The sequence below is a fragment of the Virgibacillus sp. 6R genome, assembly GCF_001895305.1.
Taxonomy (GTDB): Bacteria; Bacillota; Bacilli; order Bacillales; family Amphibacillaceae; genus Virgibacillus; species Virgibacillus pantothenticus.
The window spans coordinates 1,172,300-1,189,374 of sequence record NZ_CP017762.1; the positions used below are offsets into that span (position 1 = coordinate 1,172,300).

Genomic DNA, 17,075 nt, shown 5'->3' on the forward strand with positions numbered 1-17,075 from the left:
ACCGTAATGGTATGAACTAAAGACCTTAACGATATAGGGCATTTAGGCGCTGTTATCTCTCACTTAGACTTGTCGCAGTACAGATTATCCTACTCCCCTTACAGCAACTTATATACGGGATAAATACCTATAGAACCCAAAAGACCCTCAGCGTTTATTTCCGAGGGTCTTAGTTGTTACTTTCTCTGTCTTCATCTATATAAGTAGCGTTCTAAACTAAAGACCATATATGGCTTTAGGTAGCTTGCTTTTTAACACTAGGTCATCTAAGCTTTTAAACGTATAACCTTGTCTCTTTAGCTCCTGAATCATTTTTTCGAGTGCCTTGGCATTATCCGATGAAACGGTGTGTAACAAGATAATCGCCCCTGGATGGATTTGCTCTTTTACCTGTTCAAAAGCATACTTCCAGCCTTTTTGTTTACTTGTCTCCCAATCCTTAAAAGCAAGCGACCAAAACACGTGAATATAGCCTAATTGGTTTGCCCATTTTAATGTATCCTTACTAAACATCCCTCTTGGCGGACGCAAGTATTTCATCTCTTTTTGGTCTGTTATGGCCGCAACTGCCTCCTCCAATGACTCTAGTTCCTTTTGGATGCTCTCCTTACTCATAATTGTAAAATCTGGATGATGATAGGAGTGATTCCCGACAATATGTCCTTCGTTCACCATACGTTTCACTAAATCTGGTTCACTTTTCACATAGTGTCCTGTTACAAAAAAAGTGGCTGGAACGTGATACTTTTTCAATATATCAAGAATATCTGAAGTATACCCTTGTTCGTAACCATTATCGAACGTTACATATACATTTTTTTCTCCTGAGTCATCGGCGTAATAAGCATTGTACTTTTTAAGCATATCTGCATATTTTCCAATATCAGGGAGTTTATGTTCTTTATTTTTGCTGTAACCCCATCCATAGCCAGATGCTGCAGCAGCCGATAATGGCATGCATAGAATAGCCAATAAAGCAATGACTGCATAAATAGGAAGTCTTTTTCTCATTGATGATCACCTGTTTTTTGGTCTTACTATGCTCCGTTTCCGATGTTTTATTCTCATTGATCGATTTTATGCATACAGGATGTTGCAAAGCCAACCACTTCGATTAATGGATACCTCCCGAGCCTGTTGCTACCATTATCTTTGTCCAGCAGAGTAAAATCACCGTTAACCTCTACTTACTGGAGGTCTGAACCAGAAAAAAATATAGTGGCTTGCTGCTTACAATGGAAATTAGCGCACGATACAAGCTTATCTTACAGGATGATTGCTGCCACCCACCCAAAGATAAATAATGGTATATTATAATGTATAAACGTAGGTACTACAGTATCCCAAATATGATGATGCTTTCCGTCAGCATTCAGACCTGAGGTTGGCCCTAATGTACTGTCAGAAGCTGGTGAACCTGCATCACCAAGCGCACCTGCCGTTCCAATTAAAGCAGCTGTCGCTAGTGGCGAAAAACCAGCAGCTAAACAAATTGGTACATATAGTGCTGCTAATATCGGTATGGTACCAAAAGAAGAACCGATACCAATTGTTACTACAAGACCTACAAACAAGAGAATTAAAGCAATCAAAGCTTTATTTTGTTCTAAGAATCCCGATGCCATTTCTACAAGCGCTTCTACAGAACCAGTTTCTGTTAACACATTCCCAAATCCTGAAGCAACAAGCATGACAAAGGCAATCGTTCCCATCATTCCAATACCTTCACTTATGACCTGATCTGCTTTGTTAAATGGAATAACAACGAAAGCAAACATGAGTACAAGCCCTGTAAGCGCGCCAATAATTAAATTTCCTGTTAAAATTTGAGCAGTCAAAGCTCCCGCCACAGCTATAAGTGTTAGTAAATGTTGTTTGCTAAAATGAACGGACTTTGCTTCGACCTCTGATGTCTCGCTTGTTTCTATATTATTATCGGTTACTACTCGATCCTTACGATAGGTGAAAAAAATAGCTATCAGCAAACCTACAATCATCCCAGAGCCTGGAATAAGCATCGCTAACACCGATTCGTTGACGGTTATATTCGTACCATTTTGATTCATATTCTCTACAATTGTCTCATGAAAAATCAAACCAAATCCTGCAGGTATCAATATATACGGAGCTTTAAGACCAAAAGTTAGAGCCGTTGCTACTGCCCTCCGATCCATACGCATTTTATCAAATAATGGCAATAGGGGTGGGATTAATATTGGAATAAAAGCAATATGGACAGGAATCACGTTTTGTGAAAGTGATGCAACTGCCGCGATCACAAGTAAAAGCAGCGTTTTTTTGCCTGTTAACACACGAATAAGGTAGGTAACCAATAACGATGTAATCCCTGTATAACTAATCGTTATAGCAAAAGCTCCCAATAAAATATAGCTCAGTGCAGTATTTGCTCCACCGCCCATTCCACTAACTAAAAGTTCAACTGCTTCTTTTATATTCAATCCAGACATTAAGCCTGCACTAACTGCTGCCGCAATAATAGCTATAATTACATTTACGCGTAATAAACTTAAAATAGTAAGTATAAGAACAGATATAAGAACGACCCATTCCATTTCCTTCCCCACTTTCCTCTCTCTTTAATACTTCATTATGATAAAGTAATAAAGTGAAAAAATCAACCTTATTTATCATTTCCAATATATTCGGTCATTTTTTATTTAGCTACGTTATTGTTGTAAGATATGGAAATAAGGAATAGTATGGCTCTACAAGCTAAAAAGCTATCGGGAAGTCCGACAGCTTTATTGTGTACATGTGTAAAAAATACAAAGCTAACGTAACCATTCCCTAGCGGTTCGGGCAAGTAAATAGGAAGTACTTCAAAATCCAATTCGTTTAACAAGTTCTCATACCAAAACTATTTTAATTGATAAGAAAATGAGACATGATCTTGAATCGGTATCCAAGCTCCTATTCCTTGTTTAGTGACATTTTTTACGGCGATGGATTTTTTGGAGCCCTTTAATTTCACATACACTTCACCAAAAGTAACTTGTCCCTTTTCATTTACTGCAGGCGCATAGGATTGAAGCACCCCATACTTATCGTCTGGAACTTTGTACGTATTGTCTTTCTTCGTATTTTTCCCAATGACTGTCTTATAGGAGAGAGGGAGCTTGGTTTTTTCTTTTGCTTTTAACAGCATCATCTTTTTTACATCCGACGGATTAGTAATTTTGTTCGTGAGCGCCCCTTTAATTTCCTTTTGTTCTTGCTGTACATAATTTATCTCCTGGGGTTCTGAAGCTCCTGTGTTATTTAGCTCATTCTTATTTACTTGCTGATACTCCCAATTAATGGTCGTTTCTAAAGACTCATAATTCAACGGCCAACGTCCTAAATAAACCATTCCTCGATATCCAAATGCGACCGGTGAAGGATTCAAGCTAGTCTCATTGAACATTTTAATTAAAACTGGATTTTCAATTTTAATGTCTAACCCATCCATCAATTCCTTTGTCAATTCACTCGGCTCAATCACTTCCTCGTCCTCTGTTGAGTTGGGAAAAGTGTTATCTTTTGAAATATTTAGTACATGGCTTGGTATATCAAAAGCGTTCTTTTTCTTTTCTTTAGCTATCATATTGCTTGGCCAAAAAGCAGCTACTAATAAAGCAATACAAAGGAGTAGTAAAAAATAATGTTTCCGTCTATTCATATGTCATACCCTTTCTTTTTTCTTTAGTGTTTTTCTGACATATGAATTTTATACCCCTGCTGATAAATCATCTACTTAATTCAATGATCTCTATCTTCTCTACAATTTCAATACTGTCTTCTACCGACCGTACCATGGAACAGTTTTTCCGTGCTACATGCAGATTTTTGTATAATTTATCTGCATCTAAACGACTTCCTTTAATGATAAACGTAAGCACTATCTTTTCGATACGATTTGCCTCTGCTTTATTTCTCTCTATTTCTGCATTTATTTGCATGTCTTGAACGTCTATCCGTTGCTTTTGAAGGATTTTCCGAAACACGGATCCGCTGCAGCTTGCAATTGAGGCAACCATCAACTGGTATGGACGAAAGCCAAATTCCTCATCTCCTGAAATTTCCAGCTGTCCAAAGTCTAATTTTGTTCTAAACCCATGTTCTTTTAAATGTAATTTCATTAATAATTCCCCTCCCATTTATTTTTTAACTAACCTTACTACTTTTATCATAAACGATATCGTTACTTTATTCACAATAATTGACCTTTTCATAGATTATTAGTAAATTGTTTCTAGGTTTATCCAAATACCCATATGCTGTTAGATCCATTTCAATCCAATTACTAAGTACATGTTTTAACATATTACCATTACTCTTACAGCAAAAGTATTTTTGTGAGGCTAGGACAGACATAACGAAAATATTAACTCTAAAGGCGAATGAAGCGTTAATTTAGCTTCGAAACTATATGTAGACTCCAGTGGGGATGCACGAAAAACAGGAGGTTGATCGAACCTCGGCGTGACATGCGAGAAATTATGCGAAGGATGCTCGGACATCAGCGTGACATGTGCAAACGGTGGAGCCCCCTCAGTACACACTCCATTTAATGAGCAAGGTCATACAATAATCTACAAAAAGGCTAGAGCTGCTAAGAAAGGAGAACATCATGCAAATCACAAATTATCGTTTCTGGATATTAATTGCGCTTGTTTTTATATCAGGTTTTTCTCAAGGAATGTTGCTTCCTTTACTTTCCATCATATTAGAACAAAATGGTTTTTCCTCTTCCATTAATGGTTTACATGCCACCGGTTTGTATATTGGAGTTTTAATAGCCTCTCCGTTTATGGAAAAGCCGATGCGAAAATTTGGCTTTAAGCCAATTATCTTTATTGGTGGTCTGCTGGTCATTCTATCACTCGCTATATTTCCCGTATGGGAGTCTTTATGGTTTTGGTTTATCCTGCGTTTAACGATAGGCATCGGTGACCAAATGCTACATTTTGGAACACAAACATGGATTACTGCAACAGCTACAGTAGAAACAAGAGGACGCAGCATTGCCCTCTATGGCTTATCATTCGGAGCAGGCTTTGCGTTAGGTCCGTTGATGACAAGACTTCTCTCAATTCATCAATCCGTTCCTTTTCTCGTTTCTGCTGTTCTAAGTTTATTGGTATGGTCATTATTATTGTTGCTTCGTAATCAATGGCCTGAGCACTCTGTAGATCCTGTATATCCGACAAGTTCCGTACAACGCTTTAAACAAACCATAAAAATAGCTTGGGTTGCCATGTTACCAGGTTTTGGGTATGGCTTTTTAGAAGCTTCCTTACATAGTATTTTTCCCATCTATGGATTACGGATTGGTCATCATGTAGACATTCTAGCCCTTATCATTCCTTGTTTTGCAGCAGGAAGTTTGATTACGCAATTTCCACTTGGTGCGTTAAGTGATAAATTCGGGAGAAAGTCAATACTCATTACGGTTTTACTGCTCGGTTCTTTATGCTTTCTGCTTGCTGCACTATGGGAGAATTCTATCGTCGCTTTATTTATCCTGTTTACATTAGCAGGGATGTGTGTAGGTTCCTTATTCTCATTAGGCATCTCATATATGACAGATCTGTTGCCAGGAAACTTACTTCCAGCGGGAAATTTAATGGTTGGAATCATGTTCAGTATTGGTAGCATTAGTGGGCCTTTTATCGGTGGGTATTTTATTGACGTTTTCCAAGGAGTGTCATTTTTTTATTTTATTACTTCAATCCTTATGTTGATTACGATAGCTATGCTATTTAAAAGAACGCAGCAAGAACAAATAGGGGGCTTTAATTTATAATCGTACGTAATCTGACAGAATAAACAATGAAAATATCCTGTCAGATTACTGTTATAGCTAAAGAGCAAATCAACCTTTAGACCATTTCATGTACAATAAACTTACTATAATGTGCTTCTAAACGTTCTTGTATAAAAGCAATGACAATACAAATTGGCCAATAAATAAGTGCTACAAGAATATACATAGTCATTGCATCAAACTCTCTTCCTGCAACAATTTGTGTTTTTTGGAAGAGTTCCGGTACAGTAATAACCGCTGCTAAAGAGGTAGCCTTTACTAAATCCATAAAAACATTCGTCAATGGAGGGATGGCTATTCTGACAGCTTGTGGCAAAATCACTTTTCGCAATGTCTGCCAATAGGTTAAATTTAATGCTTTAGCAGACTCCCATTGTCCTTTATCAATACTATTTAACGAAGCTCGGTCAATTTCTGCAATATAAGCAGCACTATTGAGACCAAACCCTAAACACGCTGCCATTAATGCCGTTAATTTAATACCAATAACAGGAAGTCCAAAGTAAAGAATAAATAAAAAAACAAGCATCGGCGTTCCACGCATAAACGATATGTACAGTCTAGCTGGAAATTTTAGGAAAGAATAGTTTGAATTTCGGACTAAAGCAAGTAATAGACCTAAAACGAGCCCAATCAACATACCAATAATTGAGACAAGCAATGTCATCGGTAAGCCACTTAATACAAATGGAAGATTTTCTACTGCCAATTGAACATCAAATATTTCATTCAAATTAATTCCTTGAATAGTCAATATAATCCCTCCAATCATGTATTCAACAAACCATCCACAGGATTTCCCATGGATGGTTTTAAATGCATGCAGCTCGTCTAATCAGTTTCGTCTACTTCTCGAATGATAGAATTAAATTGTTATAAGTCTAACCCTTCGATTGGCTCGATATCACCTTCAGGCTTTTGAGAAGCATCTTCTTGATAGAATTTGGTTGCTAATTCTGTTAATGTTCCATCTTCTCGCATCTCGCTCAAAGCATGATTGATTTTTTCTGTAAGTGTATCTGCTCCTTGTGGAATCACGACCGCCTGCTCTGTAGGATGGAATTTCAAGTTAGGATGAAGATGAATATCAAACTCCGGAAAACCTGCTACACCAAATTTAGATAGATAGTAGTCATTCACAATAACATCTGTTCTTCCATTGTGAACATCGCGTAAATACGCTTCATTAGGCGCATTTCCATACGTAACGACTTCTGCGCCAAAATGCTCCGCGATTTGACTGTAAATCGTTGTCGCTCCTCCACCAGCTTTTTTCCCTTTTAAATCTTCAAGAGATTCAATGCCGGAATTATCATCTTTTCGTACTACCATCGTAGAATAGGAATATTTGTATGGTTCACTAAAATTAAATGACTCTTTTCGCTTGTCTGTTGCTTCTATATCATTAGCGGCGACATCAATTCTTCCACTTTTTATTGCTGGTAACATGCTATCAATCCCCATAATTTCAAACGAAATATCGAGATCCAGTCGTTTAGCAACTTCTCGCATTACTTCTACATCATAACCAGTAAGCTGGTCTTCACTTTTTTTATCTCCATCGTAATAGGATGCTGCTATAAGTGTGCCAGAAGTTCCAACAATAAGCTCTCCTTTATCTTTTATTTCTTGCCATTTTTCACCTGTTACTTCTTGTTCATCCTTACTGTTATCATCATTGGAGTCACTGGAACAAGCGCTTAATAATACTATTGAAACAATAAATATGAAAGCTATTCTAAGATATTTCATAGCCATTCTCCTATCTGTTATATTTATAATTACATATCGGATTGTAACAGAATGCAAGGATAAAATAAAGTGAAACTTCAATCATTGGTACTTACTCTTTTATTCGCCACATGATGATTAGCACCAGAGGGCAATGACTTAAAGGTCTTGGAATAGAATCAGGCGACGAACCGATATGCCTTATCTTAGGGCGCATTTCTAAAATCGCATCGTTGCTGGACAATGGATCCGGACGTAGCTATTCGGTTATTTCCTTATCCAAAAGCACCTCGCTTTATACTTTTGTATGAAAAAACAACTCTATTTAACTTATCTAACTCATTTATTTTAGACAGTATTTTAAGAATCTAAACATTATAAAGCAAAAGTTTTTTCATGTTAGATGGTGGCTCGCGCTCTAGTCGAGCCATGCTGGTTTCTTATCTTCAAAAACACTGACAACCTCCTTATCTATTTTAATTAGAAAATTACAATATAACATTTCATATCTTTTAACACTAATTATTATTATTCAGTTACCAAACAACAAGTCATGTGAAATTCAAAAAACAGTAACATTCGCGCTGATTTTGCATATATTTAACATGAAAAAGACCTTTTCATCTCCATTTCATGATAAAATAATCATAGATCCATATTTTTATCTTGACTTCACTTTATAAAATGCTAATATAATAATAAATACCATTTAATAATTACTTTAAAAAAAAGAGAATAATGATTGGAGAGACGGAACATGTCAGCCAAAACTAGCTCACCACACCCCTCTAATACAATTCAAAAAATTTCTGAACACAAAGAACTTATTGCAGCTTTATTTAGTGGTTTATTAATTGCAGTCACTTGGTCGTTGGAAGCTTATCTCTCTCAGCCTCTTTGGGTGATTCTCCATTTGATTGCATTTATAATTGGGGGCTATGCAAAAGCAAAAGAAGGCATTACAGAAACCATTCGTAATAAAGACTTAAATGTAGAGATGCTAATGATCTTTGCTGCTATTGGTGCTGCAGCTATCGGTTATTGGACAGAGGGAGCAATTCTAATCTTTATCTTTGCTTTGTCCGGTGCACTTGAAACATATACTATGAATAAAAGTAACAAAGAAATCTCTTCGCTGATGAAATTACAGCCTGAAAAAGCATTGAGAATAGATGGGGAAGAAAAAGAAATTGTTCCTGTTTCCTCTTTGCAAATAAATGATATCATTTATGTACGAGCAGGAGAGCGTATTCCAGCAGATGGAGAGATTGACCGCGGGGAAACGTCGATTGACGAAAGTGCCATTACCGGCGAAGCTATTCCAGTTAGAAAAACGGAAGGTAACGAAGTGCTTGCAGGCACAGTGGCATTAGATGGTTCCATATATATTCAAATCACGAAACCAGCAAACCAAACATTATTTCAACAGATCATTCAAATGATCCAATCAGCTCAGGAGGAAAAATCTCCATCACAGTTATTTATTGAAAAATTTGAAGGGGCCTATGTAAAAATTGTTTTAGTGGTTGTCTTTTTTATGATGTTTATTCCGTATTTTTTATTTGACTGGACGATTCAGGAAAGTATCTATCGAGCTATGATTCTATTAGTTGTCGCTTCTCCATGTGCCCTTGTTGCCTCAATAATGCCAGCAACACTATCTGCTATCTCCAAAAGCGCCAGAGCAGGTGTGCTATTTAAAGGTGGCGTACATATTGAAAATATTGGACATATTCAGGCGATCGCCTTCGACAAAACAGGAACGTTAACCAACGGAAAGCCCGAAGTGACAGATTTCCATATCCATCCAGATTATACTAAAGAGGAAATATTGCCAATTGCAATGGCCATGGAACAAGATTCTACTCACCCACTAGCTCATGCCATCGTTACTTTTTGTAGACAAAATAAGATAGATGTTCTTCCGCAAGACATTCAGGTATCTGTATTTACTTTGGCGGGAAATGGCATTTCAGCCATTATCCAAAATGTAACATGGGAAATTGGTAAACCAGACTATATTGGTTTTGAAGCTTATTTCGAACATACAACCAAACAACTTGCCGCTGAAGGCAAAACGATTGTATATGTTAAAAAGGGCGACCAAGTCGTTGCTTTATTTGCGCTCAAAGATACTGTAAGAAACGATAGTATTCAAGCTATCAAACTTTTAAAACAGCAAGGAATCCATACGTTGATGCTTACAGGAGATCATGAGCTTACAGCAAAAGCGATAGCTGAGGAAGCAGGAATTGATGAATATGTAGCGAATTGTTTGCCTCATGAAAAGGTGGAGGAGATTAAGAAACTGAAAGAAGCCTATCAGCACGTAGCAATGGTCGGTGATGGCATTAATGATGGTCCTGCATTAGCAACCGCTAATATTGGCATCGCTATGGGCGAAGGGACAGATGTTGCCTTAGAAACAGCAGATGTGGTACTCATGAAAAATAATCTTAGCAGAATTATCAATGCCATTCATACTTCACAAAAAATGAATCGAGTTGTAAAGCAAAATATATTCTTTTCGCTCGCAGTCATTGCTGTACTTATCGCATCCAACTTCTTACAAGTCCTTGACATGCCATTAGGCGTTATAGGACACGAAGGAAGTACTATTTTGGTTATTTTAAATGGTTTAAGATTGTTAAAATAACTTCTATAACATATGCTTTAGAGACAGATGATTTCCCTAAGGCATATGTTTGCATTAAAGTATCACTTATCCTCGATCTTTTACACCCATTTTCACCTTAGCAATAGCATATTTAAAACTATTATCTTCATGACCATCCGCGCCCATTATTTTTTTTATATTTTGTTCTATTACACCTTGATATTCTCCCTTGTTATCTTTTTTTACTGCTTGTTTATTTTTTTCGTCAATTTCAACTTTTATTTTGTCATGCTCATATTGTACTTCAAAACGTCCAGCAATAATTGCTGCTTTTGCTATCAACTATTAACGTATCATGACGGAAGAAAAAACGAACTCTTTTTGTGGTGCAGAAAATTACCTGCTATACTGTTGAAAGCCAGTCCGCTGAAATTATTGGGAATATGGAAAATGGTCATCGTCAAATTGGTGAAAAAGCTATAAGGAATTGAAAAAGTCAGAGGTGCTTGAATGTAAGAAAAAAGCCAGTTGCTGAGTTATGGATACCACAAAGCAACTGGCTTTTTTCACACCAGGAAAGTATAAGATTTTTTGGTTTATAGTATAAGAAACAAAGGCTTTCGCCATAAGACTTGGCGACAAGCAAAGTCTTTTTAAAAAAAATAGTTTAAGCATTTTAATAGTCGAAACAATACATACAACACTAGCTCATATAACGTATCGGAAAGGACAATCACTTAAATCTTTAGCAATTGTAACAATAACAAAACCTGAAATCATGAGTGTAAGAGTCAGGAAAAATATCCTATATAACGAATCGCATTTTTTGTTAGACATGTTATGATTAGCATTAAAATTTTTTATCTTTCAGTTTATTGTTTATTATGTCCGTAAATTAGGTCAATTATTTTACTTGAGTTAGTTTTATCTATAACATAAGTATCTTCTTCATATCCAAGGTAATTTAAAACAATTTCATTTTCATCATTTCTAGTTATCTGTAGAAGCCTTTCATAAAAATCATCTGACTTATCATTAAAGACTATTGCCATATCATAATCGTATTCTTCTGTATTGGTTGCTTGTTTTTTAGCTTGTTTAATTGCACTTTTAAATATTTTTATTTCTTCTGAATCGGAAAATGACTTACTATAATCCTCTTTTGTATTGGATATTTTTATTTCTTTTATTTGTTCTACTTGTTCAGATAAGGGGATTTTTTCATCAGAACATCCATTTAATAAAAAAGCTAAGAAAAGGATCGATAATAGTAAATATTTTTTCAATCAGCTACCCTCCATAATATTACAATAAATTGAAAGTATTAACATCTATTATAACATTCACAGGCAAAGAAATGAAATGTAAATAACTAAGTCAAAGACCCTTCTTTAGCAATTACTTCATCAGCTTATTTTTTCGAATAATAGCATTTATTAAGCCACCGGTAAGAATAATAATTCCTGATAAATAAAACCAAATCATTAGTGCAATTACGGCACCGAGGCTACCATACATTGCTGAATAATTCCCAATATTGCTTACATAATAAGAAAAACCGAGTGAAACTAACTGCCATGCTACTGTCGCAAATAAAGCTCCAGCGGCAGCATTTTTTAAATAAATGCGTTTATTCGGGGCAAGCTTATATAACGCAAGAAAAACAATAAAGAAAACAATGGAAGAAACAACCCAGCGCAAAGCTTCCCAAACGGTAATAAACCCTTCTGATAAACCGACAAATGAGAATAAATAAGTCCCTACCAACTTCCCGAAAATCGGTAATAATAATGCTATAATAATAATTGCCATCATCGCTATTGTAAGCACAATAGCGATGAGCCTTGATACAATGAAAGAACGGTTTTCATCAACTTCATAAGCATAATTAAAGCCGCGCATTAAAGCATTAACTCCATTTGATGCTGCCCATAACGTAGCTATAATACCAAATGAAAGCAATCCGCCATTTCTTTGACGAATCAAATTGGTAACATTTGTCGAAATCAATTCCACAATTTGAGGTGGAGCGTAGGAAGAAATAATGTCCAACACAGCTAACTCATCCATTGGTAAATATCCGACAAGTGTCACTAAAAATAATAGAAAAGGAAACAGTGACAACAGAAAGAAAAAAGCCAGTTGAGCAGCCAAGCCAAACAGATCTATATCTATCATCCGTTGATAGACCTGCTTTCCAAATAAAATAACTTTATTTACCATTGTCCTACTCCCAAACTTGTTCCCTCATGTTTAATAAGCCCTTATTAAACATCGGTTAATGTCTTTATAACCACTTTCCACTCTTGGATCGTTCATGCCTTTTACAAGTAGCTAATCTATTCTATTCGATCTATCTGGCGCTTATTCGTAATTTTATCAAGCGTTGTTTCAGCTTGATCTAGTGCGTTTATCGTATTTTCTGCACCTTTTGCGAACGCTTGATTAAATGTATCAAAGGCAGTCCGAACCTTGCGGATAGCTTCAGAAGGATTTTTCACTAAGTAGCTTGCTCCAGACCTAGCCGATGTAACTTTTTCTTTAGCATAAGCTCTTGTTTCCTTATCCAACAAACTCATTAATCCCCCTGCTGCTGCGCCAATTACTACACCTGTGACTAATTTTCTTTTTCCCATCATTTTCGCTCCTTAGACTATAGAATGTGTTTGTTTTAAATACTGCAAGAGTTGGTAGCATCCTTCAGATACCAACTCATATGTATAAGCAAAATTACCTGTAAAATAAGGGTCAGGAACATTTGCTTCTTCAGCTCTTTCAACAAAATCCATCAATTTTGCTATCCGAACTGTTTCGTCTTCACCAAACATTTGCAATACATCTTGTTTATTTTGCTCATCCATGGCAATTATATAATCAGCATTCCCTTTATCGTGCGCAGTTATTTGCCGCGCTTTTAAACCGTCCGCTGCCACATCGTGTTTTTTTAAAATCGCTATCGTTTCTTCATGAGGTGGATTTCCTATATGCCAACTACCGGTTCCAGCAGAATCTACCTCTATTTTGTCTGTGAGATTCTCTTTTTTTAATAAATCAGCAAAAATTGCTTCAGCCATTGGCGAGCGACAAATATTACCAAGACAAACAAAAATTACCCGGATCATCCGACCACCCACTTTTTTGCAAATTGTTCTATTCTATTATAAGCAACTTCACTCCTAACAGCAAAAGTTTCTATTAAATTCACTTCCTTAATAAATCCAAAAGTTACCATAAAGTCAATTTAACGTTTTTTTATGCGGAGTTACAACTTTATTATAAAGAAAAAGGAATAATTTTACTCTTGACAGATAACTCCATTTTTCGGAATATTTTATTTACAAACCAAAAGGAGGAAAGAAATTGATGATGGACATTATTCAACAAATTAGTCATTTTGTTTGGGGTCCGCCAACTTTAGTGCTCATACTCGGGACAGGGTTATTTCTCACTATTCGGTTAGGTTTTTTTCAATTTCGAACACTGCCCTACGCATTGAAATTAACCTTTAGTCCTAGTAAACAGGATGAAAAATCAAAAGGCGATATTAGTCATTATCAAGCATTAACAACAGCAATGGCCGCCACAATTGGTACCGGTAATATTGTTGGTGTGGCAACAGCTGTTGTACTCGGTGGACCTGGTGCCGTATTCTGGATGTGGGTATCGGCGTTATTTGGGATGGCGACAAAATATGCTGAAGCTATTCTTGCAGTGAAATATCGAGTTGAAGATAGCAAGGGACAAATGTCTGGCGGACCTATGTATTATTTAGAAAAAGGGTTACGTGCAAAATGGCTCGGAGTCATTTTTGCTATCTTTGGTTCGATAGCTGCATTTGGTATTGGCAACATGGTGCAATCAAAAGCTGTTTCTGATGCTCTCGCCAATACATTTCAAGTTCCACCTTTAGCGACTGGAATAGTTTTAACTTTATTAGTCGGTTTAGTTATTGTTGGGGGCATTAAGGGGATCGGGCGCATTACAGCACTTTTAGTCCCGTTTATGGCATTATTTTATGTGATTGGTGGTTTCATTATCGTCTTCACGAATCTGGATATCGTACCAGGTGTTTTTGAACTTATTTTTACCGATGCGTTTACAGGGAGTGCATTAGGGGGAGGCGTTCTAGGAACCGTTATTCGCTACGGGGTAGCTCGAGGTGTATTTTCAAATGAAGCTGGTTTAGGCTCAGCACCCATTGCAGCTGCAGCTGCTAGAACGGACTATCCTGGTCGTCAAGCTCTCGTATCTATGACACAAGTGTTTTTTGATACGATTATCGTCTGCTCCATTACAGCAATTACCATTATTATGGCTGATATGTATCAAGGTGAACTTTCCGGTGGAGATTTAACAACAGCTTCTTTCTCTGCTTTCCTCGGTGACGCAGGCGGATATATTGTTACCATTGGGATTATCTTATTCGCTTTTTCGACTATTATCGGCTGGTCCTATTACGGTGAGAAATGCTTTTCATACTTATTTAGTGATAAAGCTATTCCTTATTATCGCGTTGCTTTCGTCTTAGCCCTATTATATGGATCCACGGAGAAACTAGATATCGTTTGGGGTATTTCAGATATTATGAACGCTTTAATGGCTTTACCTAACTTAATTGGTTTATTAGGTCTGTCTGGCGTTGTCGTTTATGAAACGAAAAAATTCCTTAAAGTAGCTAAAGAAGAAAAAGAACAGGCGAAAGCTGAAACAGGATAATAAAATAAAGCAAACTACAGGTTCGTTTTGTACGCAAAAGCAATCATTACGGACGGACTACATCTCACAACAGATAAAAACGCTTAAATGACTTTCTTGCCATCCAAGCGTTTTTATCAATGTGATCTTGTTCTGACCAGAAGTATCCAAAATGCTGCTAAAAAATACTTAAATCCCACTTTGTTGCAATATGCTTCAGCAATTTAATACCTGCTATACTATTTCCTTTATCATCCAAAGCAGGTCCATATAAGCCAATTCCACACCCTTCAACAAACGGGAGCACTTCATCTCGAACTCTCGGAGGAGCAGTTGCAATTATTCCACCTGAAACACCACTTTTCGCTGGGATACCGACATATGCAGCAAACTTACCTGAAGCATCATACATGCCGCAAGTTAACATTAAAGCTTTCGCAAGGCGAACGACATTTCTCGGAATAATTTCTTCATTTGTATGTGGATTCATCCCGTCATTAGCTAAAACTAATCCAAGCTTAGCTAAATCTTCTGTAGTTACCTCTATTGAGCATTGTTTAAAATACGTCTCCAGTGTTAATTCTAACTCTGATTCCAAATATCCAAGTTCTACAAGATAATATCCAATAGCCCGATTTCTTACTGATGTTTCCCTTTCAGATACATATACATCTTTATTTATATGTGGACGGTAACCAAGGATTTTCGTAAACAATTCAAAAAGGGCTTCGAGTTTTTCTGAGGAATTTTTTCCATTCAATAGCGACGTAACGGTTATCGCCCCAGCATTAATAAACGGATTAAACGGTTTTTTTATTTTACGCATCTCCAAATGCATAATGGAGTTAAATGCCTCTCCTGTGGGCTCAACATCCACGCGATCAAGAACATAGGCAACTCCTCTTTCTATACAAGCAACGATGAAACTAAATATCTTGGAAATACTTTGAATTGTAAACGGAATTCCTACGTCTCCTGAATGAACTGTCATACCATTTTTCCCGATAATGGAAATTCCTAAATGATTTGGATTAGCTTGCTTTAAAACTGGAATATATGAAGCTACTTTACCTTGTGTCGTCTCTTTTTTATAAAATTTCACCCAGTCATCAACATAGGATTGCAACCATTCTTTGGTAATTTCTGTATTCCAATTCACCGTACCTTGCACCATGTTATCACCTCAATTATAGTATGTCTCGGAAATTAAAACTAAAAACGTGAAATCGTGAGCTTTGGTTCATTTAACTTCCCTCGATTTACCTGATCACTTCTATCTATCCTACCTAGGTGAGAGTAGTTGCTCTGCTTTTTCCTTTTCCTTAGTCTGTTCTAATTCATTTGTCTTTAGTTGCAGCCTAATCATTTCTTCCACTTTTGCCGCAATTTCATTACTGCTCATCGACATATATTCTTCTGGATAGATAGCGTCTTTAATCGTTAAACGAACAGATGAAGGTCTTATCTTTCCACCCGGTTCTTCAAGCACTCGATAGGTTCCGTCTATAGCAATAGGAACAATGGGTACTTTTGCTTTGATCGCTAAACGAAAGCTCCCTGATTTAAAAGAATTCATTTGCTTGCCTCTACTCCTTGTTCCCTCAGGAAAAATAACGATCGAATGCCCGGTTTTCAAATAATCAATACCTTGACCAATAGCACGGACAGATTGCCGACGGTCTTTTCGGTCAATAAACACACAACGAACAAGTTCCATCCAAGACGAAATAATGGGTAGCTTTTTAATTTCTTTCTTAGCTATAAAGCCGACTGGTTTTCCCAAATAGCCAAGCAATACTAATATATCAAATAAACCTTGATGATTCGCTACAAACAAAGCAGGACCTTCTGGCAACTTGTCTTGTCCTTCTACTTCAATAGTGCTTCCTGTTCGTTGAAACACCTTTCTAGAGACAAGACTTGGTTGAACGAAAATCTCTTCTTTGGAAAGTTGATGTTGCAATTTCTTTGTTTTTTGCAATTTAAAAAACGTACCGAGAACAAGTAACCCGGCATATATGTATATTCCTATCGTTCGAATCATTTAAATGAACTCCTTTCACCACAAGCTATTATACCTTTGTATACAGATAAACAGCAAGATAAAGAAACAGAGCTCTACTGGTAATGGCATTGTTTTACAAAAAGCATTTGTTGAACAAAGGCGCAAGCGCCCGTTTAGCAACGTAGCAAATGGAACGAATC

The 17,075-nt window shown here is 36.7% G+C and carries 16 protein-coding genes; 3 read left to right on the plus strand and 13 right to left on the minus strand.

Annotated elements, in window-relative coordinates:
• Positions 1-216: 216 nt before the first annotated feature.
• The 4 genes from pdaA to BKP57_RS05355 form a co-directional block, all read right to left on the minus strand.
• Positions 217-1,011, minus strand: a complete 795-nt coding sequence (gene pdaA / locus BKP57_RS05340) for a delta-lactam-biosynthetic de-N-acetylase (protein ID WP_050349987.1) — start codon at positions 1,009-1,011, stop codon at positions 217-219.
• Between the two features lie 254 nt (positions 1,012-1,265).
• Positions 1,266-2,573 (minus strand): Na+/H+ antiporter family protein, encoded by a 1,308-nt coding sequence (locus tag BKP57_RS05345; RefSeq protein ID WP_072742374.1) that lies wholly within the window; start codon positions 2,571-2,573, stop codon positions 1,266-1,268.
• A 305-nt stretch (positions 2,574-2,878) separates the two neighbouring features.
• Positions 2,879-3,679 carry a YfkD famly protein gene (locus tag BKP57_RS05350; RefSeq protein WP_072741117.1) on the minus strand — a complete coding sequence of 267 codons (801 nt, stop codon included), beginning with the start codon at positions 3,677-3,679 and terminating at the stop codon, positions 2,879-2,881.
• A gap of 67 nt (positions 3,680-3,746) precedes the next feature.
• Positions 3,747-4,139 carry an OsmC family protein gene (locus tag BKP57_RS05355; RefSeq protein WP_072741118.1) on the minus strand — a complete coding sequence of 131 codons (393 nt, stop codon included), beginning with the start codon at positions 4,137-4,139 and terminating at the stop codon, positions 3,747-3,749.
• A 491-nt stretch (positions 4,140-4,630) separates the two neighbouring features.
• Between BKP57_RS05355 and BKP57_RS05360 the strand changes: the two genes are divergently transcribed.
• Positions 4,631-5,806 (plus strand): MFS transporter, encoded by a 1,176-nt coding sequence (locus BKP57_RS05360; protein WP_072741119.1) that lies wholly within the window; start codon positions 4,631-4,633, stop codon positions 5,804-5,806.
• A 76-nt stretch (positions 5,807-5,882) separates the two neighbouring features.
• On the opposite strand, the gene BKP57_RS05365 is transcribed toward BKP57_RS05360, so the two are convergent.
• Both BKP57_RS05365 and BKP57_RS05370 read right to left on the minus strand, forming a co-directional pair.
• Entirely contained in the window at positions 5,883-6,581 is a 699-nt protein-coding gene (locus BKP57_RS05365; protein WP_373314170.1) for an amino acid ABC transporter permease, read from the minus strand.
• Between the two features lie 119 nt (positions 6,582-6,700).
• A complete protein-coding gene (locus BKP57_RS05370; RefSeq protein ID WP_050349982.1) occupies positions 6,701-7,579 on the minus strand; it encodes a transporter substrate-binding domain-containing protein in 879 nt (292 codons plus the stop codon).
• 736 nt (positions 7,580-8,315) lie between these two features.
• On the opposite strand from BKP57_RS05370, the gene BKP57_RS05375 reads away from it, so the two are divergent.
• Positions 8,316-10,214, plus strand: a complete 1,899-nt coding sequence (locus BKP57_RS05375; RefSeq protein WP_050349981.1) for a heavy metal translocating P-type ATPase — start codon at positions 8,316-8,318, stop codon at positions 10,212-10,214.
• A gap of 66 nt (positions 10,215-10,280) precedes the next feature.
• On the opposite strand, the gene BKP57_RS05380 is transcribed toward BKP57_RS05375, so the two are convergent.
• The 5 genes from BKP57_RS05380 to BKP57_RS05400 all read right to left on the minus strand — a co-directional run bounded on the left by BKP57_RS05380 (position 10,281) and on the right by BKP57_RS05400 (position 13,297).
• Entirely contained in the window at positions 10,281-10,517 is a 237-nt protein-coding gene (locus BKP57_RS05380) for a hypothetical protein (RefSeq protein WP_050349980.1), read from the minus strand.
• Between the two features lie 530 nt (positions 10,518-11,047).
• A complete protein-coding gene (locus BKP57_RS05385) occupies positions 11,048-11,461 on the minus strand; it encodes a YhfM domain-containing protein (RefSeq protein ID WP_050349979.1) in 414 nt (137 codons plus the stop codon).
• A 112-nt stretch (positions 11,462-11,573) separates the two neighbouring features.
• Positions 11,574-12,398 carry a YihY/virulence factor BrkB family protein gene (locus BKP57_RS05390; protein ID WP_050349978.1) on the minus strand — a complete coding sequence of 275 codons (825 nt, stop codon included), beginning with the start codon at positions 12,396-12,398 and terminating at the stop codon, positions 11,574-11,576.
• A 116-nt stretch (positions 12,399-12,514) separates the two neighbouring features.
• Positions 12,515-12,811, minus strand: a complete 297-nt coding sequence (locus BKP57_RS05395; RefSeq protein ID WP_050349977.1) for a hypothetical protein — start codon at positions 12,809-12,811, stop codon at positions 12,515-12,517.
• 12 nt (positions 12,812-12,823) lie between these two features.
• On the minus strand, positions 12,824-13,297 hold the full coding sequence (locus BKP57_RS05400) for a low molecular weight protein-tyrosine-phosphatase (RefSeq protein ID WP_050349976.1): 474 nt from the start codon (positions 13,295-13,297) through the stop codon (positions 12,824-12,826).
• A gap of 241 nt (positions 13,298-13,538) precedes the next feature.
• Here BKP57_RS05400 and BKP57_RS05405 point away from each other — a divergent pair, with 241 nt between their 5' ends.
• Complete coding sequence (locus tag BKP57_RS05405; protein ID WP_072741120.1) at positions 13,539-14,891, plus strand: alanine/glycine:cation symporter family protein; 1,353 nt, start codon at positions 13,539-13,541, stop codon at positions 14,889-14,891.
• 157 nt (positions 14,892-15,048) lie between these two features.
• On the opposite strand, the gene BKP57_RS05410 is transcribed toward BKP57_RS05405, so the two are convergent.
• On the minus strand, positions 15,049-16,044 hold the full coding sequence (locus tag BKP57_RS05410; protein WP_050351584.1) for a glutaminase: 996 nt from the start codon (positions 16,042-16,044) through the stop codon (positions 15,049-15,051).
• Between the two features lie 108 nt (positions 16,045-16,152).
• Entirely contained in the window at positions 16,153-16,914 is a 762-nt protein-coding gene (locus BKP57_RS05415; RefSeq protein WP_072741121.1) for a lysophospholipid acyltransferase family protein, read from the minus strand.
• Positions 16,915-17,075 lie beyond the last annotated feature (161 nt).